Origin of the sequence: Arthrobacter sp. SPG23, from assembly GCF_000876655.1 — a bacterium.
Lineage (GTDB): Bacteria > Actinomycetota > Actinomycetes > Actinomycetales > Micrococcaceae > Arthrobacter.
The window spans coordinates 54,054-73,207 of record NZ_JYCN01000003.1 but is presented as its reverse complement, the minus strand read 5'-3'; the positions used below and the strand labels follow the sequence as shown (position 1 = coordinate 73,207).

The 19,154-nt window shown below is 66.6% G+C and carries 18 protein-coding genes; 12 read left to right on the top strand and 6 right to left on the bottom strand.

Features of this window, described 5'->3' with window-relative positions:
- Positions 1–105: 105 nt before the first annotated feature.
- The 3 genes from TV39_RS01575 to TV39_RS01565 all read left to right on the top strand — a co-directional run bounded on the left by TV39_RS01575 (position 106) and on the right by TV39_RS01565 (position 2,916).
- Positions 106–945, top strand: coding sequence for an ABC transporter ATP-binding protein (locus TV39_RS01575; RefSeq protein ID WP_144406270.1), 840 nt, complete (start codon positions 106–108; stop codon positions 943–945).
- On the top strand, positions 942–1,787 hold the full coding sequence (locus tag TV39_RS01570; protein WP_200890924.1) for an ABC transporter permease: 846 nt from the start codon (positions 942–944) through the stop codon (positions 1,785–1,787). The genes TV39_RS01575 and TV39_RS01570 overlap by 4 nt, the downstream gene beginning before the upstream one ends.
- A 91-nt stretch (positions 1,788–1,878) precedes the next feature.
- Positions 1,879–2,916, top strand: coding sequence for an ABC transporter substrate-binding protein (locus TV39_RS01565; RefSeq protein ID WP_160292475.1), 1,038 nt, complete (start codon positions 1,879–1,881; stop codon positions 2,914–2,916).
- A gap of 101 nt (positions 2,917–3,017) precedes the next feature.
- Here TV39_RS01565 and TV39_RS01560 read toward each other — a convergent pair whose 3' ends face one another.
- The 3 genes from TV39_RS01560 to TV39_RS01550 all read right to left on the bottom strand — a co-directional run bounded on the left by TV39_RS01560 (position 3,018) and on the right by TV39_RS01550 (position 5,937).
- Positions 3,018–3,650, bottom strand: coding sequence for a flavin reductase family protein (locus TV39_RS01560; RefSeq protein WP_043477373.1), 633 nt, complete (start codon positions 3,648–3,650; stop codon positions 3,018–3,020).
- Between the two features lie 81 nt (positions 3,651–3,731).
- The gene (locus TV39_RS01555) at positions 3,732–4,481 is read right to left on the bottom strand and encodes a 3-hydroxybutyrate dehydrogenase (protein WP_043477370.1); all 750 of its coding nucleotides are present in this window, start codon (positions 4,479–4,481) and stop codon (positions 3,732–3,734) included.
- 76 nt (positions 4,482–4,557) lie between these two features.
- On the bottom strand, positions 4,558–5,937 hold the full coding sequence (locus tag TV39_RS01550) for an MFS transporter (protein ID WP_043477367.1): 1,380 nt from the start codon (positions 5,935–5,937) through the stop codon (positions 4,558–4,560).
- 134 nt (positions 5,938–6,071) lie between these two features.
- Between TV39_RS01550 and TV39_RS01545 the strand changes: the two genes are divergently transcribed.
- Positions 6,072–6,968, top strand: coding sequence for a LysR family transcriptional regulator (locus TV39_RS01545; RefSeq protein ID WP_043477364.1), 897 nt, complete (start codon positions 6,072–6,074; stop codon positions 6,966–6,968).
- Between the two features lie 223 nt (positions 6,969–7,191).
- Here TV39_RS01545 and TV39_RS01540 read toward each other — a convergent pair whose 3' ends face one another.
- Positions 7,192–8,100 (bottom strand): spermidine synthase, encoded by a 909-nt coding sequence (locus TV39_RS01540; protein ID WP_043477361.1) that lies wholly within the window; start codon positions 8,098–8,100, stop codon positions 7,192–7,194.
- A 288-nt stretch (positions 8,101–8,388) separates the two neighbouring features.
- Here TV39_RS01540 and TV39_RS01535 point away from each other — a divergent pair, with 288 nt between their 5' ends.
- The 6 genes from TV39_RS01535 (at position 8,389) to TV39_RS01510 (ending at position 13,602) form a co-directional block, all read left to right on the top strand.
- Positions 8,389–9,366: a hypothetical protein gene (locus TV39_RS01535; RefSeq protein ID WP_043477358.1), complete on the top strand. Its 978-nt coding sequence runs from the start codon at positions 8,389–8,391 to the stop codon at positions 9,364–9,366.
- Positions 9,363–9,785, top strand: a complete 423-nt coding sequence (locus TV39_RS01530) for a phage holin family protein (protein WP_043477355.1) — start codon at positions 9,363–9,365, stop codon at positions 9,783–9,785. Before TV39_RS01535 ends, TV39_RS01530 begins: the two co-directional genes overlap by 4 nt.
- Positions 9,786–9,817: 32 nt before the next feature.
- Positions 9,818–10,414 carry a DUF3618 domain-containing protein gene (locus TV39_RS01525; protein WP_043477353.1) on the top strand — a complete coding sequence of 199 codons (597 nt, stop codon included), beginning with the start codon at positions 9,818–9,820 and terminating at the stop codon, positions 10,412–10,414.
- 81 nt (positions 10,415–10,495) lie between these two features.
- Positions 10,496–11,626, top strand: a complete 1,131-nt coding sequence (locus TV39_RS01520) for a YihY/virulence factor BrkB family protein (RefSeq protein WP_235347237.1) — start codon at positions 10,496–10,498, stop codon at positions 11,624–11,626.
- A gap of 84 nt (positions 11,627–11,710) precedes the next feature.
- Positions 11,711–12,565: a universal stress protein gene (locus TV39_RS01515; RefSeq protein ID WP_043477351.1), complete on the top strand. Its 855-nt coding sequence runs from the start codon at positions 11,711–11,713 to the stop codon at positions 12,563–12,565.
- A gap of 35 nt (positions 12,566–12,600) precedes the next feature.
- On the top strand, positions 12,601–13,602 hold the full coding sequence (locus TV39_RS01510) for a zinc-dependent alcohol dehydrogenase family protein (RefSeq protein ID WP_043477348.1): 1,002 nt from the start codon (positions 12,601–12,603) through the stop codon (positions 13,600–13,602).
- On the opposite strand, the gene TV39_RS01505 is transcribed toward TV39_RS01510, so the two are convergent.
- Positions 13,599–16,760 (bottom strand): beta-phosphoglucomutase family hydrolase, encoded by a 3,162-nt coding sequence (locus tag TV39_RS01505; RefSeq protein WP_043477345.1) that lies wholly within the window; start codon positions 16,758–16,760, stop codon positions 13,599–13,601. The two genes, TV39_RS01510 and TV39_RS01505, sit on opposite strands and share 4 nt — an antisense overlap.
- A 110-nt stretch (positions 16,761–16,870) precedes the next feature.
- Positions 16,871–17,884 (bottom strand): polysaccharide deacetylase family protein, encoded by a 1,014-nt coding sequence (locus TV39_RS01500; RefSeq protein ID WP_043477342.1) that lies wholly within the window; start codon positions 17,882–17,884, stop codon positions 16,871–16,873.
- Positions 17,885–18,075: 191 nt separating this feature from the next.
- Between TV39_RS01500 and TV39_RS01495 the strand changes: the two genes are divergently transcribed.
- Together TV39_RS01495 and TV39_RS01490 are read left to right on the top strand one after the other, a co-directional pair.
- Positions 18,076–18,402, top strand: a complete 327-nt coding sequence (locus TV39_RS01495) for an ArsR/SmtB family transcription factor (RefSeq protein ID WP_043477446.1) — start codon at positions 18,076–18,078, stop codon at positions 18,400–18,402.
- Positions 18,399–19,151 (top strand): cation diffusion facilitator family transporter, encoded by a 753-nt coding sequence (locus TV39_RS01490; RefSeq protein ID WP_043477339.1) that lies wholly within the window; start codon positions 18,399–18,401, stop codon positions 19,149–19,151. The genes TV39_RS01495 and TV39_RS01490 overlap by 4 nt, the downstream gene beginning before the upstream one ends.
- The last annotated feature ends 3 nt before the right edge of the window (positions 19,152–19,154 follow it).

Below are 19,154 nucleotides of genomic sequence, written 5' to 3'. Positions count from 1 at the left end.
TCGCCAAAGCCGACGAAGCGGGCACGTGGACGACGCAACACGTTCGTCCGCGCAGAATCAGCAGCGACAACAAATCGGCCAGCGCGGGCCGGGAAGAGTGCAATGATGCCAGCTGCACAGGCAGACAAGTCCAAGTACGCGGTGGAGCTCGCCGGGTGCACCAGGCAGTTCCCCACGCCCGGGGGTGAGACCTACTTTGCCGTCCGGGACATCAACCTCAAAGTCGAGCCCGGCAGGTTTGTCTCGATCGTGGGTCCCACCGGTTCCGGCAAGTCCACCATCCTCAACATGGCGGCAGGGCTCCTGAACCCAAGCGCTGGCGAAGTGATGAGCTTCGGGGAACCCGTAAACGGCGTCAACCGACGCGCTTCCTACATGTTCCAGCAGGACCCCCTCCTGCCCTGGAAGACGGTGATTGACAACGTGAGCCTCGGCCTGACCATGGCCGGGGTATCGAAGTCGGAAGCCCATGCGGAAGCACGGCGCTGGCTGGAGAAAGTCGGACTCAAGAACTTCGCTGACCGCTACCCGCACCAGCTCAGCGGCGGCATGCGTAAACGCACCGCCATCGCCCAGGCCTGGATCGTCAATCCGGACGTCCTGCTCATGGACGAGCCGTTTTCAGCACTCGATGTGCAGACCCGGCAAATCATGGAGAACGAACTGCTTCAGCTGTGGCAGGAATCGGGCAAGGCGGTGGTCTTCATCACCCATGACCTGGATGAAGCCATCGCGCTTTCCGACGAAGTGGTCATCCTGGGCGCCGGACCCGGGAGCACGGTGGTCGGAAGCTACGAAATCGATATTCCACGTCCGCGCGACCTGCTCGATATCCGCGATGACCCCCAGTTCGTGGCGTTGCACCGTGAGATCTGGGGCAGGTTGAAGATCGAAGTTTCGAAGACCTACGAAACGGCAATGGCGGAGGAAGGCGACGTCGCATGACTATCGTTGGATCAAAGAAAAACGGACTTTCCGCAGCACTGGAGCCGGGCACACGCCGCCGGACGGCCCGGACTGAGATGTCCCCGCTGGCGATGCGAAGCACCCAGCTCCTCCTGACGCTCGCGGTCCTTGGCGCGTGGGAGCTTTCCGTGCGGACCGGTGTGGTGGACGAGTTCTTCTTTCCGCTTCCCTCGGATATCTTCCAGACCGTCTGGGTCTGGGTGTCGTCCGGATTCGTCTTCCCCCACCTGTGGGTCACCATGCAGGAGGCCATACTCGCCTTCATCGTGGGGGCTGCCGCAGGGCTCCTCCTCGGCTTCGTCCTGGCCCGCGTGCGCTTTCTTGAGCGGCTTCTGGACCCGTTCCTGCAAATGTTCAACGCGCTCCCCCGCGTTGTCCTGGCCCCGATCTTCCTGCTCTGGTTCGGTCTGGGAATCTGGTCAAAGGTGGCATTCGGATTCACCCTGGTTTTCTTCATTGTCTTTTTCAACACCCTTGAGGGTGTGAAGAGCGTTGACCGCGTTCTCGTTGACAATGCCCGGATGCTGGGGGCGTCCGAGAAGCAACTGCTCCGCCACGTCTTCATTCCCAGTGCCCTCACCTGGATTTTCTCCAGCCTGCACATCAGCGTGGGCTTCGCCATCACCGGTGCGGTGGTTGGTGAATACCTCGGCGCTTCCGCCGGCGTGGGGTACGCGATCGCCCAGGCGCAGGGCGTCTTCGACACCAAGGGCGTCTTCGCCGGGATGTTCATCCTGATGATCGTGGTCCTCATTATCGACCTGCTCGTCAATCGCTTGGAGCGGCATCTGCTCCGTTGGCGCCCTGTTCAGTCGTCCTAGGCGCTCACAACACACCACTATCACTGTCACGAAGGGACACTCGATGATTCGAAACGAAAACCGGCAAAGGCGCCGGAGCATCATCCGGCCATTGGCCATCGTTGCAGCCGCAACCCTGGCCCTCTCAGCCTGCGGCACGCCATCCGCTGCACCCCCGGGACAGACTGGAACGGGAGGCGCAGCCAACGGCGCGGCCGGAGGCACCAAGGTGATTGTCGGCGTCGGAGGCCAGACGCTCCTGACGTACCTTCCGACGACCCTCGCGCAGGAGCTTGGCTACTACCAGGAAGAGGGCGTGAACGTAGAGCTTCAGGACCTGCAGGGCGGGTCGAAGGCATTGACTGCCATGATCGGCGGCAGCACCCAGGTGACCAGTGGGTACTACGAGCACACCATCCAGATGCAGGCAAAAAACCAGAAGGTCAAGGCCTTCGTGGACATGGGCAGGTCCTCCGGCCTGGCCTTGTTGGTGGCGCCGAAGAACGAAGGCAAGATCAAGACCATTGCCGACCTCAAGGGCAAGAACGTGGGCGTCACGGCACCCGGGTCCTCCACGGACATGTTCATCAAGTTCCTGCTCGCCAAGAACGGCATGCAGCAGACGGACGCCTCCGTGTCCGCCATCGGCGCCGGATCGTCCGCCGTTGCGGCGATGGAGCAGGGGCAGGTGGATGCCGCGGTGATGCTCGAACCCGACGTCTCCGTGCTCACCAAGCGGATCGGACATGACCCCGTGTTGCTGGAAGACGTCCGGACCGCCGAAGGGCTGAAGGAAGTGTTCGACGCCGACGCCTGGCCGTCAGCGAGCCTCTATGCCAAAGCTGACTGGCTGGACCAGAACAAGGAGACGGCCGGCAAACTTGCCAAGGCGATTAAGCGCACCCTTGAATTCATCGACGGACATTCGGGCGAAGAGATCGCTGCGAAAATGCCGGAGAAGTTCGCGGGCGGGGACAAAGCCTTGTACGCGAAGGTGATCGAGGATCTGAAGAAAACCCTCAGCAAGGACGGCGCCTTCACCGAGGACGGCGTCCAGGCGGTGCTGAAAACCCAGCGCGTGGCCAACCCTGAGGTTGGCGAAAAGGACATCCAGCTCGCAGACACCTACACGAACGAGTTCTTGAAGTAGAACCGGCAACGGGGCCGGTCATCCGTAGCGGATGGCCGGCCCCGTTTTTGTGGGTATCGCGTCTCTTATGCGGATCCCGTCAGCGCCAGGCCGGGAGGGCGTCAGGCGTCCGGTTCGTCCCGCCGTCGAAAATGGCCCGGCCATTCGGACCTGCGGATACGTCCGAGTTCCTCAACCGGACCCAGGTGCCCCCATTCATCCCGGCCGAGCCGCGCCAGCGGTTCCAGAAGGTCGATCCGGGGGTGGCTGCCCTCCAAGACGTCCGTGGAAATGGCGGCATGGGTGACCTCCCCGAAGACCAGGATGCAGTCTCCCATTACCAGGGTGGAATGCAGCCGGCACTCCAGGGCCACCGGGGACTCCGCCACCCGCGGAACACCAACGGTGAGGCCCTGTTCGCGGGTCAGGCCGGCGGCATCGAACTCACTCACCTCGGGTGGGAAGTTGGTGCCCGTCGCATTGACCTCGGCCATGAGGTCGGCCGGTGCAAGGTTGACCACGAACTCGCCCCGGTCAAGGATGTTCCGCAACGAGTCCTTCCTCCCCACCGACGTGAACTGCACGATGGGCGGCGTCACGGACGCAACAGTGAAAAAGGAGTGCGGGGCGAGGTTGTCCACACCGTCGGCTGACCTGCTGGACACCCAGGCAATGGGGCGGGGAACAACCACGGCCGTCAGCAGCCGGTAGAAGTCCCCGGCGGGCAAGACATCGGGACTAAAATCCTTGCGCATGGTCCCAGCCTAACGGCGCCGGCACCGGCAATGCTGCCGGCGCCGAGCGCTGCCTCCCCGCCTACCTTCCTGGACCCGGGCCTAGCGCGCCGACCAGCCGCCGTCCATGGTGTAGCTGGCGCCGGTGACCATGCCGGCGTCGTTCGAGGCGAGCCAGGCGACCAGCGAGGCGACTTCCTCCGGCTCCACCAGCCGCTTGATGGCGGACTCGGTGAGCATGATCTTGGCGAGCACCTCTTCCTCGGGGATGCCGTGAACCTTGGCCTGGTCGGCGATCTGCGACTCCACCAGGGGCGTGCGCACGTACCCGGGGTTGATGCAGTTGGACGTGACCCCGTGGGCCCCGCCCTCAAGCGCCGTCACCTTGCTGAGCCCTTCCAGGCCGTGCTTGGCGGAAACGTAGGCGCTCTTGAACGGTGAGGCCCGTATCCCGTGCACGGACGAAAGGTTGATGATCCGGCCGAAGTTGTTCGCATACATATGTGGCAGCGCCGCCCGGATCAGCAGGAACGGCGCCTCCAGCATGAGGGTGATGAGCCGGCGGAAATCGGCCGGCTCGAAGTCCTCGATAGGGCTGATGCGCTGGATTCCGGCGTTGTTGACCAGGATGTCGCAGTCCAGGCTGGCCGTTGCCAGTGCGTCCACATCCAGCAGGTCCACCGCCCAGACAGTACCGCCCACTTCGTCGGCGAGCGCTGCCGCGGCGGCCTCGTCGACGTCGGCGATCACCACTTTGGCGCCGCGTGCGGCGAGGGCCCGCACACTGGCTGCGCCGATGCCGCCGGCTCCTCCGGTGACCAGTGCCTTGCGGCCGTTCAGCGTGTTTTCCATAACCAGCCTTCCTGTTCGAATGTTTCAACGGGCCGGCCGGCTCCAGCAAGGCTGGAGCCGGCCAAAATCCAGTAGCTCAGCGTGTGGCTGCTACCGCCAGGCCTTCGCGCTCGGCGTCGGCCCTGTCCACGTCCTCGAGGGCAATGCCCTTGGTTTCCTTGAGGCTCAACACTGCCACCGTGGTGACGGCGCACGCCACCACCAGGTAGATGGCGGTGGGGACCCATGATCCGGTGTCCTTGAGCCACTGCGTGGCCAGGAGCGGCGCCAGCGAACCGGCGAAGATCGAGGTGACCTGCGAGCCCAGCGATACACCTGCGTAGCGCATCCTGGTGGGGAAGAGCTCCGCCATGAGGGCGGGCTGGCCCGCGTACATAAACGCGTGCAGGCACAGGCCGATAGTCACTGCCAGGACGATGACCACGGCGTTCTTGGTGTCGAACATGGGGAAGGCGAAGAACGGCCAGGTGGCACCGGTGATGGCGCCGACCAGGTACACAGGCTTCCGGCCCCAGCTGTCCACGAGCCGTCCCACCTGGGGGATGACCAGGAAGTGGATGAGGTGGGCGATCAGCAGCGCCAGCAGGAGCGAGGACGTGTCGTACTTGTGCACGCTCTTGAGGTACACGATCGCGAAGCTGACCACGAGGTAGTACATGATGTTTTCCGCGAACCGGAGGCCCATGGCCTGCAGGATGCCTTTGGGGTACTTGCGGATGACTTCGCCGACGCCGTAGCTGACGGCCTGCTCCTGCTCCAGCTGGGCTTTCGCTTCCAGGAAGATCGGGGACTCGGAAACGTTGGTGCGGATGTAGTAGCCGACGAACACGATCACGGCGGAGAGCCAGAACGCCACGCGCCAGCCCCAGCCGAGGAAGTCCGCGCTGCTGAGGACGTTGGACATGATGAACAGAACCAGGGTGGCCAGCAGGTTGCCTACCGGAACAGCGGACTGGGGCCAGCTGGACCAGAATCCGCGGGACTTGTTGGGGCTGTGCTCGGCGACAAGGAGCACGGCGCCGCCCCATTCGCCGCCCAGCGCGAAGCCCTGGATGAAGCGCAGGAACACCAGGAGTGCCGGTGCCAGGTAGCCGATCTCGGCGAAGCCGGGGAGGCAGCCCATCAGGAAGGTGGACACACCGATGATCACGATTGTGAGCTGAAGGGTGGGCTTGCGGCCGAGCTTGTCGCCGATCTGGCCGAAGACGATGCCGCCGAGCGGGCGGGCCACGAAGCCGACCGCATAGGTGATGAAGGCCTGGATGATGCCGTCCAGCTCATTGCCGGTGGCGGGGAAGAAGTACTTTCCGAACACCAGGGTTGCTGCGGTGGCGTAGAGGAAGAATTCATACCATTCCACTACGGTGCCAACCATGGAGGCTGCGACGATCTTCTTGAGGCCGGCGCCCTTTGGGGCGGAAGCGGCCGGTGTTGCAGAGCGTTGTTCTACGCTCATATTTGTTTCTCCTTTAGTGTCCACGTCGACACGCGCTGTGATCCACAGCACTGAATGGGCTCAGATGAGTATTGCCGCAGAAACTCGGCGGTTCAATGGCCAAACCGGCACTCCTTGTGTGCAGAATTGCAGATATGGAAGCCAATCCTGATGACCTTCTGGTCCTGCTGGCCGTCTCGCGGTCAGCAAAATTCACGACGGCGGCACAGGCGCTGGGACTGAACCACACCACTGTTTCCCGCCGGATAGCGGCCCTGGAGAAAACGCTCGGCGGCCGTGTCCTCTCCCGTGCGGCCGGCGCCTGGGAACTGACGGAACTCGGCGCCGCGGCGGTGCTGGTGGCCGAGCAGGTGGAAAAGGCCGTGCGCAGCCTGGGCCGGCCCGGCCAGGCACCGGACCCCATCACGGGCGTTGTGCGCATGACAGCCACTGACGGCTTCAGCGCCTACATCGCCGCACCTGCAGTGGCGAAGCTGCGGCGGAAGCATCCGGGGCTCAGCGTGGAGATCGTCACCGTGACCCGGCGGGCCCTGCAGCAGCGCTCCGGGCTGGACATCGAGGTGGTGGTGGGCGAGCCCCAGGTGCACCGCGCCGAAGCCTTTAAACTGGGCGAATACGTGCTGGGCATGTATGCCTCGAAGGCCTACCTGGCCGAAAACGGGACGCCGGCAACGGTGGAGGAACTGACGGAACACCCGCTGGTCTATTTCGTGGACTCCATGCTTCAGGTGGACGACCTCGATGCGCCGCGCAGGCTGGTCCCGGCCATGAAGGACGGCCTGAGCTCCACCAATGTGTTTGTCCATGTGGAGGCGACCCGGGCCGGCGCGGGCATTGGCTTCCTGCCGTGTTTCATGGGTGACCTGCACGACGACCTGGTCCGGCTGCTTCCGGATGCTTTCTCCGAGCGGCTCCCCTACTGGATGGTGCTTCGTCCCGACTCCATGCGGCGGCCCGCAGTTGCGGCGGTGGTGCAGGCCTTGCGGGACCAGGCGGTGGAACACCGGGAGGCCCTGCTCGGCAGGGGATGACGGGGAGACTCCCGGCGGGGGTGTCCGGACGGAATGAAGGAAGCCTCCGCGCGAGTCAGGGGACTCAAGCGCGGAGGCTTCCTGCCCTCCGGTCTTGGGGGAAAGCGGAGAGCTTCCACAAACTTACAACGCGCACAGGGCCGGAAAGACAAAAATGACCGCGATAGCCGATTCTTGACGCAACTTTGCGTCTACCGCGGCTTTTGTTGCACCGGCCTTGCGCTTATGGTGCGGGCGACGGCGGTGCAGGGTCATGGCGGACGGGCGCGCCGGCGGCAAAGGCGCGCACCTTGGCGTCGTCCCAGATGTGCGCCGGGACACCGCCGCCCAGCAGCCTGCGGGCCAGCTGGGGGTCGTCGTCGAACGGCTGGTCACTGCCGGCCATCACCATATTGCCGTACCGCCGGCCCTTGAGCATGGCGGGGTCGGCGATGATCAGGGTGTGCTCGAAAACGGCCGCGATGGTGGCGGCGTCTTCGCGGGCGTTCTTCAGGTCCGGAGCGTCGCCGGAGTTCACCACGTAGATCCCGCCGGGAGCCAGCACGCTCCTGGCATGCCCGTTGAATTCGGCGGTGGTCAGCGGCCGGGGTGTCAGCGCGCCGGCAAACACATCGCGGATGATGACGTCGCGGGTCTGGGGCGTGAGCGACTCAGTGACTTCACGCGCCTCCCCCACCCGGAGCCTCAGCAGCGGCGCTTTGGGGAGGTCGAACCAGCCGCGGACATACTCGGCCAGCTTGCCGTCCAGCTCCACCACCACCTGGCGGGCTTCCGGGTAGGCGGCGTGGAAGTAGCGGGCCAGCGAGCACGCACCTCCGCCCAGGTGCAGGGCGCGCAGCTTGGGCCTGGCCTCCCGGGGCCACCGCGATTCCACCAGAGCGGACATCCACCGCATGTACTCGAAGTCGAGAAACAGCGGGTCCGCCAAGTCGATATGTGAGCTCATAACGCCGTTGATGCGCAGGAGCCAGCCGGTCGAATTGTCCTGGTCAGCGATCAGCTCGCAGTCCCCGGTGTCGATGTAGTACACGCCCTCAACCGGCCCGGCGGGGCGGGTTCCTCTGGGCACTTCCACTACTCCCGGCGTCGACCGTTCAGCGTTCCTGCCGGCAGACCGGCCCTTCTTTGCCATTTAGCCGGCCACCGCATTGCTCATGCTTCAACCCTAGTTGACCGGCGCCTCGCCGGCTGCGGCCCCCTCGCCATCGCCTGGGCCCGGTGCTGAGCCCGCGAAGCTCGCGGCGCTGATCCGCAAGGGCTGATCCGCAACGGCCGTGCCGGCCGCGCCGGAAAATGCCCGGCTCAAAAAACTAATACACCAAGGGTGCTTACTATTTGATAGTAATCATGCTTACTATTTAGTAGCCAGTTATTGCTGGTTCTTGATCAGCAGCCGACCTTCTGGAAAGAGAGCGCGAAGATGACAGAGAACCGATGGCCACAGGACGGTAGCTACGGCACCCCTGGGGTCGCAGAGCAAACGGCCGTCCCGGCGATGCCGGAAGCCGACGCCGCCTATGACACCGCCACCTATGACACCACCTACCCGGCATCGCAAGGCACGCCGTCGAAGACGGAGACGGCCAAGCAGGAGGCCGGCGACGTGGCCCACCAGGCAACGGACTCCGCCCAGCACGTGGCTGAAACCGCCAAGGCCGAGGCTGCCAACGTCGCCGGTGAGGTCAAGGCCAACGCCAAGGATCTGCTCTACCAGGCAAAGACGGACCTGACAGACCAGGCCGGCGCCCAGCAGCAGAAGGTGGCCCAGGGCCTCCATTCCATTTCCGGCGAGCTCCGCACGATGGCTGACGCCTCCGATCAGCCCGGCGTGGCCACTGACCTGATCCGCCAGGCTGCGGACCGGTCCGCGTCCGTGGCGTCGTGGCTGGAAGGCCGCGACCCCGGCTCACTGCTCGACGAAGTAAAGACGTTCGCCCGGCAGCGCCCCGGAACATTCCTGATGCTGGCCGCCGGAGCGGGAATCCTCGCAGGCCGGCTGACACGCAGCCTCACTGCCGGGGCACCGGACTCCACTGATTCGCTGGGCAGCCGCACCTCACGCGCCCCCATTTCCAGCGTTCCCGGCTATGTTCCCGACACGGGGACAGCGGTTCCGCCGCCGCCGGTACAGATGCCGGCCCCCGACGCCACCACTGCGGGCCTGTCTGCAGCCGGAGCGGGCACCGGAGCCTATGCCGGCGCGGACGCCTATGGCGACGCCCAGACCGGAGCCGAAGGTTATCCGGCAGACACGTACCCGCCCAACCCGGTGGCGGACGAAGGTACGCAACAGGACCAGTGGGCCGCAGATCCGCTGGCCGCTGATCCCCTCGCCGCCGACCCCCTCGCCGCCGACGACCCGTACCGGGATGACCCCCTGCGCGGAGGGCAGCGATGAGCAACCAATTTTCGGACACCCCGCCGACGGCGGCCCACGCCAAAGCGGACAACACCTCCCTGGGTGACCTGCTCGGCGACGTCACCCGGGACATTTCCACCCTGATGCGCCAGGAGGTGGAACTTGCCAAGGCCGAACTGAAGCAGTCGGCGTCCCGCGCCGGAAAAGGCGGCGGGATGCTGGCCGGGGCCGGAGTGGCGGGCCACTTCGTCCTCCTGTTCCTCTCCCTGGCACTCTGGTGGGCGCTGGGAACGGTGATGGGACTCGGCTGGTCCGCCGTCGTCCTCGCCGTTATCTGGGGCATCATCGCCGCTGTCCTGGCATCCGTTGGCCGTAAACAGCTCAACGCGATCAAGGGCATGCCGCAGACCGCGGAAACGCTCCAGGAAATACCCCCCACCCTCAAACCCAGCCACTAGACCCAGGTACAAGAGAGCTCGAGGTACACACGATGAGTGAAAACCCGGACGCCATCCGCGCCGACATCGAAGCAACCCGCGCGCGGCTCGGCACCAATGTCGACGCCGTGGCGGACAAAGTTACCCCGTCGAACATCGTCCACCGCCAGACGGACAAGGTGAAGGACGCCGTGTTTGGAGTGAAGGAGAAGGTCATGGGAACAGCCGAACACGCCACTGATCGGATGCATTCAGGCACCTCCGGCGCCGGAGGGCAGCTGTCCGACGCCGGCGCGGCCATCGGGGACGCCCCCCGCCAGGTCCGCGCCAAGACTCAGGGCAACCCGCTTGCGGCAGGCCTGATCGCCTTCGGCGCCGGGATGCTGTTCTCCTCGCTGATTCCGGCGAGCGAGAAGGAGCGTGAAGCTGCGGATGCGCTCAAGACCAAGGCCGAGCCGCTCACCACCGAGCTGACCGAAGCTGCCAAGGACGTCGCCGCAGGACTGAAGGCGCCCGCGCAGGACGCCATGGAAAACGTCAAGGCAACTGCGATGGAAGCAACGGACCACGTCAAAGCCGAAGGCCAGGGCGCAGTGGACGACGTGAAGTACCGCGCCGCAGACGCCAAGGACAATGTCCAACAGGTGTAGCACGACCCGAAAGACGGCCGGTTGCCCTCGCTGACGCGCTGGGCAGCCGGCCGCTGCGCTTAACCACGAAAGAAGATTCCAATGGCCAAGAACTTCACCAAGGCGGAAACTGGCTCCATGGACGACGCCGAAACCCCTGAGAGCAGCACCGCCAAGGCACGTACCGCTCCCGCACCGGATGATTCCCGCAAACCGGACAGTCCCGCCGATGTCAGCAAGCCCTCGTGGAAGTACATCGCGAAGAAGACCTTCCGGGAATTCACCAAGGACCAGTGCCCTGACCTCGCCGCTGCCCTGACCTACTATTCGGTCCTCTCAATCTTCCCGGCGTTGTTGGCACTGGTGTCCCTGCTCGGTATTTTCGGCGACGCCCAGAAAACTACGTCAGCACTGCTCGACATCGTCCAGGGCATAGCCCCGGGCGAGACCGTCAACACACTCCGCCCTGTGGTTGAAGACCTGGCCGGCTCCTCGGCTGCCGGCTTCACCCTGGTCCTTGGACTCCTCACCGCGCTCTGGTCCGCGTCCGGCTACGTGGGCGCCTTCGGCCGGGCCATGAACCGGGTGTACGAGGTCGATGAGGGCCGGCCCTTCCTCAAGCTCCGGGGCACCATGCTGGGCGTCACCCTGGTGAATCTGCTGATCGTCGTCGTGCTGGCCGCGATGCTGGTGCTCAGCGGGCCCGTCGCAGAGTCCGTCGGGAACGTCATCGGCCTGGGCGACGCGTTCCTGGCCGTCTGGAACATCGCCAAATGGCCGGTGATGCTGGTACTGGTCATTGCGGCGATTGCCGTGCTCTTCTACGCCACCCCCAACGTCAAGCAGCCGAAATTCCGCTGGATGAGCATGGGATCCGCCATCGCCCTGGTGGTCTTCCTTCTGGCTTCCCTGGCGTTCGGCTTCTACGTGGCGAATTTCAACAGCTACAACAAGACCTACGGCGCTATCGGCGGCGTGATCATCGCGCTGCTCTGGCTGTGGATCCTGAACATGTCCCTGCTGTTCGGCGCCGAGTTCGACGCCGAGATGGAGCGGGGCCGCCAGCTCCAGGCCGGCATCGAAGCTGAGGAAACCATCCAGCTGCCGCCCCGGGACACCAAGCAAAGCGACAAGCTGCAGGTCCGGGAAGAAGAGGATATCCGGCGGGGACGCGACCTGCGCGAACGTCACGACCGCGAGCGCCGGGAGCGCGAACAGGACCAAAGGCCCTAGCACAAACGGCATGCCCGGTCTCTACTGGGTGGACATTGCGCCCGGGTGGACACTGCGCCGCCCCCGTCCACGAGGGGAGGTTCCATGCCGGATCCAGCCGGGAACCCGCACGGACCGGTCCTGGTGGGCTATGACGGCTCCGAACCGTCACAGCTGGCCGTCCGCTGGGCCGCCGGGCACGCCGCCGCAACGAACCGGAAATTGAAGGTCATCCACGCGTGGGTATGGCCCGTCTTCACCAAGAATCTGGGTCCGGTCAAAGGCGTTGAAGGGAGCGGGCTCAGGCATGCCGCCGAAGCCACCCTCCAGGAGGGCCTGGACCTGGCCGTCTCGGTTGCGGCCGGGCCGGGGGTCACTCTCGACATTGACGGCGTCATCGAACCCGGGCTTCCCGCCCAGGTTCTCCGCGCCGCGGCGCACGACGCGGCTATCCTCGCCGTGGGCCACCGCGGCATGGGCCGCTTCCTGGGCCAACTGGTGGGGTCCGCCTGCCTCGATCTGGCCGTCCACTCACCGTGCCCGCTCATGGTGGTCCGCTACCCGGGACGTCCCGGCCAGCCGATAGCGGCCGGAATAGACGAGAAACCCCGGCACGCAAAGGTTGTGGCGGAGGCGGCCCGGATGGCGGCCGCATTGAACGTCCCGCTGCAGCTGATCCACGTAGCCGGGGACCAGGCCCAGGCCCCGCACGGGCGTCACGCGCCGCTCCACGGCAAGGAGCTGCTGGACCAGGCCGTGGAACGGGCCAGGGGCCTGGCCCCCGACGTTCCCGTGGAGGGCATCCTGCTGGAGAGCCACCCCGTGGCAAAGGAACTCCTGGCCGCCGCGGCGCAGGCGGACGTCCTGGTCCTGGGCGCGCATCACCGGGAGGGCCATCCGGGCAGCACTGTTTCCTCGGCGTTGGAGCGTGCTCTGTGCAACGTGCTGATCACGCGGTGAGAGCCGCGGCGGAATAACAGAACAGGAAGTGTGCCGTGCGTGCGTGGTGGGTTGGCAAGCCGGGTCCCGTGGCAGGGCATCCCTTGGTGTTCGGCGAACGACCCGATCCACGCCCCGGGCCGGGCGAGGTCCTGCTTTCCGTGCGGGTATGCGGCGTGTGCCGCACCGACCTCCACCTGGCCGAAGGCGACCTGCCGCCCCGCCGGACCGGCATCATTCCCGGCCATGAGGTTGTGGGCGAAGTGGTGGAGCTCGGCGAAGGAGCCGCGAGGTTCCGGATGGGGGAACGGGTGGGTGTGGCCTGGCTGGGCGGCACCTGCGGGCGCTGCCGTTTCTGCCTCCGTTCCCAGGAGAACCTGTGCCTGGCCCCCACTTTCACGGGCTGGGACCGGGACGGCGGTTACGCCGACCTCGTGACGGTCAACGAGGACTATGCCTACCGCATACCGGAGGTCTTCCCGGACGAGCAGGCGGCGCCCCTGCTGTGCGCGGGCATCATCGGCTACCGGGCCCTGGCGCGCGCCGCGGTTCCGGAAGGCGGACGCCTCGGCATCTACGGTTTTGGGGGCTCCGCGCATCTGGCTGCCCAGGTGGCCATGCACCGCGGCGCCAGCGTGTACGTGATGACCCGCTCGGAAGAGGCGCGGAGCCTCGCCTTGGAGCTCGGGGCGGCATTCGCCGGGGACGCCGACGACGAACCGCCCGTCCCGCTGGATTCGGCCATCCTTTTTGCACCGGTGGGCTGGCTGGTGCCGCAGGCGCTGCGGGCCCTGGACCGCGGAGGCACGCTGGCGGTGGCCGGCATCCACCTGAGCGACATCCCGCCGCTGCACTACGGATCGGAGCTGTTCCAGGAACGCCAGCTTCGCAGCGTCACCGCAAATACCAGGGCCGACGGCGAGGAATTCCTTCGCGTCGCAGCGGAAATTCCGCTTCGCCCCACCACCGTCCCCTACCGGTTGGAGGACGCCGCGCGGGCGCTGCAGGACCTCGCCGCGGACCGCATTACCGGAGCGGCGGTCCTCCATATGGGTTAGTGGCCGAGCCGGAATTCGTGGTCCTGCCCGGCGTGCAGCAGCACGTGCTGGGTGCCCAGCCGGACCATCACCGGGGAAGCATCTCCCGGGGCCGCGGAAACCAGCAGGCAGTCCTTGTCCAGGTGCACGGCGAGCAACTGGTCCCGGTAGCGCACATTGAACGTGACCCTGCCGAGTTCGGCGGGAAGGCGGGGCGAGAAATCCAGGGCGTCCCTGGTAATCCGCAGGCCCGCGAAGCTGCGCTGGACCACGTCGATGGAGCCGGCCATGGCGCCCAGGTGAATGCCCGCGCGGGTGGTGCCGCCCTGGGTGTCGTCCAGGTCCGCATCGAGGGCTTCGCGGAAGGTGTCCCATGCCCGTTCCGGATCAAGCTGCGCCAGCACGGAGGCATGCGCTACCCTGCTCAACGTGGACCCGTGCGCCGTCCGGGAAAGGTAGAAGTCGACGGTCCTGGCGATCTGCGCCGCCGTCACGGTGTACCCGAGCCGGTCCAGGAAGGTGGTGAGCTGGTCTTCACCGAGGACGTAGAGCAGCATCAGCACGTCCGCCTGTTTGGCCAGCCGGTAGTGGTTGGTGCTGCTGCCTTCGGCTTCGAGGATGAGGTCCAGCCGCTGGACGTTCCGGTAGGTGCGGCGGTAGTGCTCCCAGTCCAGCTCCGGGAGATCCTCGTACCCGGCGAACTGGCTGATGATGCCGTCGGCGTGGAAGGGAACAAACACCCTGCGCCCCAACCGCGCCCAGCCGTCGATTTCGGCTTCCGTGACCTGCAGCCTTTCCCGGAAATCGTCCATGTCGAAACCCCGCACCGAACTCATGATCCACACCGCCTGGTCACACACCCAGGCCGCCATGACATTCGTATAGGCGTTGTCGTCCAGGCCGCCGCCGGGGTTGTCCGGGTAGCCGGTGTGGTACTCGTCCGGACCCACCACCCCCCGGATGTGGAACCTGTCTTCTGCGGGATCGTACTCCGCCATCGACGCGAAGAGCCGGGCAACTTCCACGATGATCTCCGCGCCGTGGTGGGTCAGCCAGGCGCGGTCCTGGGTCGCTTCGAAATACTGCCAGGCGTTGTAGGCGACCGTCAGGCCCGAGTGGCGCTGCAGGTGGGAGTAGTCCGGCACCCAGCGGCCGGAACGCGAGTTGAACAGGAGCCTGGGTGTCTCCTCCCGGCCGTCGCTTCCGCTCTGCCACGGGATCATGGCGCCCGCGAACCCGGCTGCCCTCGCGGCATCCCGTGCTGTCCCCAGCCGCCGCCACCGGTAGTCAAGGAGTGCCCGCGTCACGGCAGGAAGCCGGGACGTCAGAAGGGGCAGGACGAACAGTTCGTCCCAGAAGATATGGCCCCGGTAGCCCTCTCCGTGCAGGCCGCGGGCGGGGACACCGGCGTCCAACTCCGCCGTGTGCGCCGAAATGGTCTGGAGCAGGTGGAAGACATGCAGGTTCAGGATCAGCTGCGACTCGGTGGAGTCGTCCACCTCGATGACGAAGGGCGTGAGCAGCCCCCTCCACGCCGCCTCGTGGCTGGCCAGCAGCACGTCGAAGCCTCCCCGGGAACGGTTGAGGACATCCAGGGCGGCGGTCCGGGGCGAGGAAATGGCGTGGTCGCGGGAGGTGGCCACTGCCACGGTCTTGGTGACAATGGCAGGTTGGCCGTCCCGAAGCTCCGCGTCGAAGCGGTGTACGAACATTCCGCCAAGCTCTTCGGGCCTGGCGGAATGCAGGCTGGCCGGGACCTCCGTCCTGATGGCCACCGCAACACCCACCCTACTCTGGGTGGTCCGGACCAGAACGACCTGGGTGGCTGCCCCTGGCCCGTCATCTGCCCCGGAGACCGCCACACCTGTCAGGTGCCGGTTGGACAGAAGCGCTTCCACCGCCACGTTTGAGTTGGTGATGTCCGTATCGCAGCCGCTGCGGATGCCCACCTGCCCGTCCCACCCGACGGCTGTCAATGTCGTCTCGAGCGCCGCGAGGTGCGGCTCCGCCATGGAGACCATCCGGCGCTGGACCACCTCAAGCTGCCGGCCGGCGTCGTCCTCCAGCACAGCTTCCCGCGTCAGCAGGGCGCGCTTCAGGTCCAGGGTGCGCCGCTCGCTGCGGAGCCGCAGTCCCCCCTCGGACCACCATTTGCCGGCCTCCACGCAGACGTCCAGCGGGAGCCAGTCCGGCATATTGACCATATGCTCGTCCTCGGTTTCCTGCCCTTCGATCACGCTGGTGAGCCGGTTGTAGACGCCGGCCAGGTAGGTTCCCGGATAGTGCACATCGTCCTTGCGGTGTTCAGGGGCCGCCCCCCGCGTAGCCATGTAGCCGTTACCCAGGGTGGTCAGGGCCTCCCGGTGGCCCTCGTGGGCGGGGTCGAATCCCTCGTAAACCAGCTGCCATGGGTCTGCGATGACCAGGCCGAGGTCCAGTTCACTGACGTCTTCGACCACGACGTCGGCGCCGGCGGCTTCCAGCTCAGCCCGGTGCCCTGCCCGGTCGATCCCCACCACCAGGCCGAACCCGCCGCGGCGGCCGGCCGCCACGCCGGCCACGGCATCCTCGATGACCACCGCCCGTTCCGGCGCCACCCCGAGCTCCCTGATGGCGTGGAGGAACAGCGCGGGATCGGGTTTGCCTGCCAGTCCCAGCTGCGCTGCGGTGTTTCCGTCAACTACGACGTCGAAGCCGTCTTCGAGGCCGGCGGCTGCCAGCACGGCCCGGGCGTTCCGGCTGGCAGTCGCGAGCGCCACCGGGACCTTCCCGGCCTTGAGGCGCTCGAGCAGGGCTTGCGTGCCAGGGAAAACGGGTACGGGCCTGAGGCTCAGCAACTTTTCGAAGATCCCGTTCTTGCGTGCCCCAAGACCGGCCGCAGTCCATTCCGCCGGACCGTCCGCCGGCCCGCCCGCAGGGAGTGTCACCCCGCGCGAGTCCAGGAAGGCCGCCACTCCGTCCTCCCTGCTGCGGCCGTCCACGTAGCTCAGGTAGTCCGCGTCCGTGAAGGGATCGCGCCGGGCGCCCTGCGGGATCCTGGAATCCTGGAGGACGTCATCGAACAGTTCCTTCCACGCGGCGGCATGCAACTCCGCGGTGTCCGTGACCACACCGTCAAGGTCGAACACCACGGCGTCAACCGGGGCGAGCGCGGCGGCAGCGGTCGGCGACTCAGTCATGGCTCAGTCCTACCAGCGTTGTGCCGGCCTGCCCAGAGACATTGGACCCGTCTTGCTGCCCGCCATCCGGCTCCCGGTCCCGCTGGTTATCCGGCCGGCTGGCCGGCTGGCTATCCTGCAAGCAGGCTGTCCAGCGTGACGAAGCCGTAAAGCAGGCTGTCCAGCGTGACGAAGCCGTAGCCGGCCTGGCGCATCCTCCCGATCATCTGCGGCAGGGCGTCGGCGTCCAGGGTGGTGCCGTCGTCCGGGTTGGACCCGATGTGCATCAGCACGATTTCGCCAGGCTGCAGGGCGGACAACGCACGGTCCGCCACCAACTGTGCAGTGACGCCTCCGCTGGTTCCTTTCCAGCCGAGCGTGTCCACGGACCAGCGCACCGGCACATAGCCCAGGTTGTTCACGGCGGCAATGGTACGCGCGTCGCGGGCGCCGAACGGGAACCTGAACAACGGGCGGGGGTCCGCTCCGGCGGCCATCACCGCCTGCTCCGCCGCGCGGACCTGGTCCCCGATCCCGGCGTCCGTCAGGCCGGTGAAGTCCGGATGGGTCTGGGAATGGTTTCCCACCCGGTGGCCTCCCGCCACGATGGCGGCCACTCCGGCCGGATTGGCCGCCGCCCAAGATCCGGTCAGGAAAAACGTCCCGCGCACTCCGGCGCCCGCCAGTGTCTGCAGGATCGAAGGGAGGCCCGCCGAGTTGGCGCCGGCGTCGAACGTCAAGGCAACAACCGGACCCGCACCGGGAACCAGCTCCACGTCCTTCCCGGCCAGGCCAAGGGGAAACGGTGCAGCCGGCGGAGGGGGTTGCGGAACGGGCAGCGTTTCCGGCGGCGGTGTGGGGCCGGGCGCAACCGGAGCCGGGGATGTCTCTTCGCCCGGGGTTTCGGAGGCCCCTGAAGACTGATTTCCCGGCGACGCCGGGACGGCCGGCGTCGACGGCGGCGAAGTGGAGGACCGGCTTTCCGGCGGAGGGCCGGTTTGCGGGTTCGATCCGCGCGGCGCTCCGGCCAGGATCACAGCGAGGACAACCGCGGCGACCGCGGCGACCGCCACGAGGATCGCCGCCAGCAGGCGGCGGCGGTTGCGCGGTTGGGGGCGCGGTTGGAGGGGCGGTTCGCCGACCATGTTCAACCATGACAGCCGGGGCAGGGCCGCGCCTAGGGCTGAATGGCCCGGCAGCCACGGCCCCGCGACACCGCGACACCGCGTGGAGCCTTTTCCCTGCCTGCACTGGCGCCTTCACGGCCCGGCCCAGCGGACGCTCCATTCTTGAGTACACAGTGGCATGAATACACCCAAGGATGTACTTTGAGGGCATGGAAACGCTCACCCAGGCTCCCGTCCTGGCCAGGTTCGGCTATGCGGTCTCGGACCCGACCCGCGCCCGGATCCTGCTGGCACTCTCGGACGCCCCGTCCTACCCCTCGGACCTGGCAGACTCCCTCGGGGTTTCCCGGCAGAGCATGTCCAACCACCTGACCTGCCTTCGTGGCTGCGGCCTGGTGGTTGCTGTTCCTGACGGTCGGCGAAGCCGGTATGAACTCGCGGACGCCCGGCTGGGCCACGCAATCAAGGACCTGCTCGGCGTAGTCCTGGCGGTTGATCCGGCCTGCTGCGCCCCGGACGGGGAGTGCCTCGCATGACGGCCCCGCTGAACGCACCCAGCCCGGAACGCCGAGCCGTGTTGAGCCTCAGGATCCGGCTGTTCGCCGCCGCGACCGTCACCTACAACCTCATTGAAGCCGTTGTGGCGCTCTGGGCCGGCGGAGAGGCTGATTCCGCGGCGCTCCTAGGTTTCGGACTGGACTCCGTCATTGAGGTGAGCTCCGCCCTGGCGTTGTCATGGCAGTTTTCCGCCAAGGACCCGGAACGGCGTGAGCACCTGACCCTGCGGATCATCGCCGTTTCGTTCTTCGCCCTCGCCGCGTTCGTGACCGTGGATGCAGTGCGGGCCCTGACTGGCGGGGAAGAGGCACAGCACTCGACGCCGGGCATCGTGATCGCCGCGCTGAGCCTGGCAATCATGCCCCTGCTTTCCTGGGCGCAGCGCCGGGCCGGCCGCGAACTCGGTTCCCGGACGGCCGTGGCCGACTCCAAACAGACACTGCTGTGCACCTACCTTTCGGCCGTCCTGCTGGTCGGGCTGGTCCTGAACAGCGCGCTGGGCTGGTGGTGGGCCGATGCCGGGGCCGCCTTGGTCATCGCCGGCATCGCTGTCCGGGAGGGCACCAATGCCTGGCGCGGCGAATCGTGCTGCGCCGTCCCGGGCACTAGCGCCGCCCTGGCCGAAAGCGACGACGCCTGCTGTGCCGGGTGCGCGTCGGACAACAAGTCCACACCCGTCGTCGTGGCGCTCGGGACGAAGCCGGCTGATCGGCGCCCAGAGGCTTAGGCG

Coding starts and splice junctions, on each gene's coding strand:
- TV39_RS01535 (WP_043477358.1), top strand. CDS start 8,389: ATGACAGAGAACCGATGGCCACAGGACGGTAGCTACGGCACCCCTGGG.
- TV39_RS01540 (WP_043477361.1), bottom strand. CDS start 8,100: ATGGCAAAGAAGGGCCGGTCTGCCGGCAGGAACGCTGAACGGTCGACG.
- TV39_RS01575 (WP_144406270.1), top strand. CDS start 106: ATGCCAGCTGCACAGGCAGACAAGTCCAAGTACGCGGTGGAGCTCGCC.
- TV39_RS01515 (WP_043477351.1), top strand. CDS start 11,711: ATGCCGGATCCAGCCGGGAACCCGCACGGACCGGTCCTGGTGGGCTAT.
- TV39_RS01495 (WP_043477446.1), top strand. CDS start 18,076: ATGGAAACGCTCACCCAGGCTCCCGTCCTGGCCAGGTTCGGCTATGCG.
- TV39_RS01570 (WP_200890924.1), top strand. CDS start 942: ATGACTATCGTTGGATCAAAGAAAAACGGACTTTCCGCAGCACTGGAG.
- TV39_RS01525 (WP_043477353.1), top strand. CDS start 9,818: ATGAGTGAAAACCCGGACGCCATCCGCGCCGACATCGAAGCAACCCGC.
- TV39_RS01505 (WP_043477345.1), bottom strand. CDS start 16,760: ATGACTGAGTCGCCGACCGCTGCCGCCGCGCTCGCCCCGGTTGACGCC.
- TV39_RS01500 (WP_043477342.1), bottom strand. CDS start 17,884: ATGGTCGGCGAACCGCCCCTCCAACCGCGCCCCCAACCGCGCAACCGC.
- TV39_RS01555 (WP_043477370.1), bottom strand. CDS start 4,481: ATGGAAAACACGCTGAACGGCCGCAAGGCACTGGTCACCGGAGGAGCC.
- TV39_RS01530 (WP_043477355.1), top strand. CDS start 9,363: ATGAGCAACCAATTTTCGGACACCCCGCCGACGGCGGCCCACGCCAAA.
- TV39_RS01545 (WP_043477364.1), top strand. CDS start 6,072: ATGGAAGCCAATCCTGATGACCTTCTGGTCCTGCTGGCCGTCTCGCGG.
- TV39_RS01560 (WP_043477373.1), bottom strand. CDS start 3,650: ATGCGCAAGGATTTTAGTCCCGATGTCTTGCCCGCCGGGGACTTCTAC.
- TV39_RS01550 (WP_043477367.1), bottom strand. CDS start 5,937: ATGAGCGTAGAACAACGCTCTGCAACACCGGCCGCTTCCGCCCCAAAG.
- TV39_RS01520 (WP_235347237.1), top strand. CDS start 10,496: ATGGCCAAGAACTTCACCAAGGCGGAAACTGGCTCCATGGACGACGCC.
- TV39_RS01490 (WP_043477339.1), top strand. CDS start 18,399: ATGACGGCCCCGCTGAACGCACCCAGCCCGGAACGCCGAGCCGTGTTG.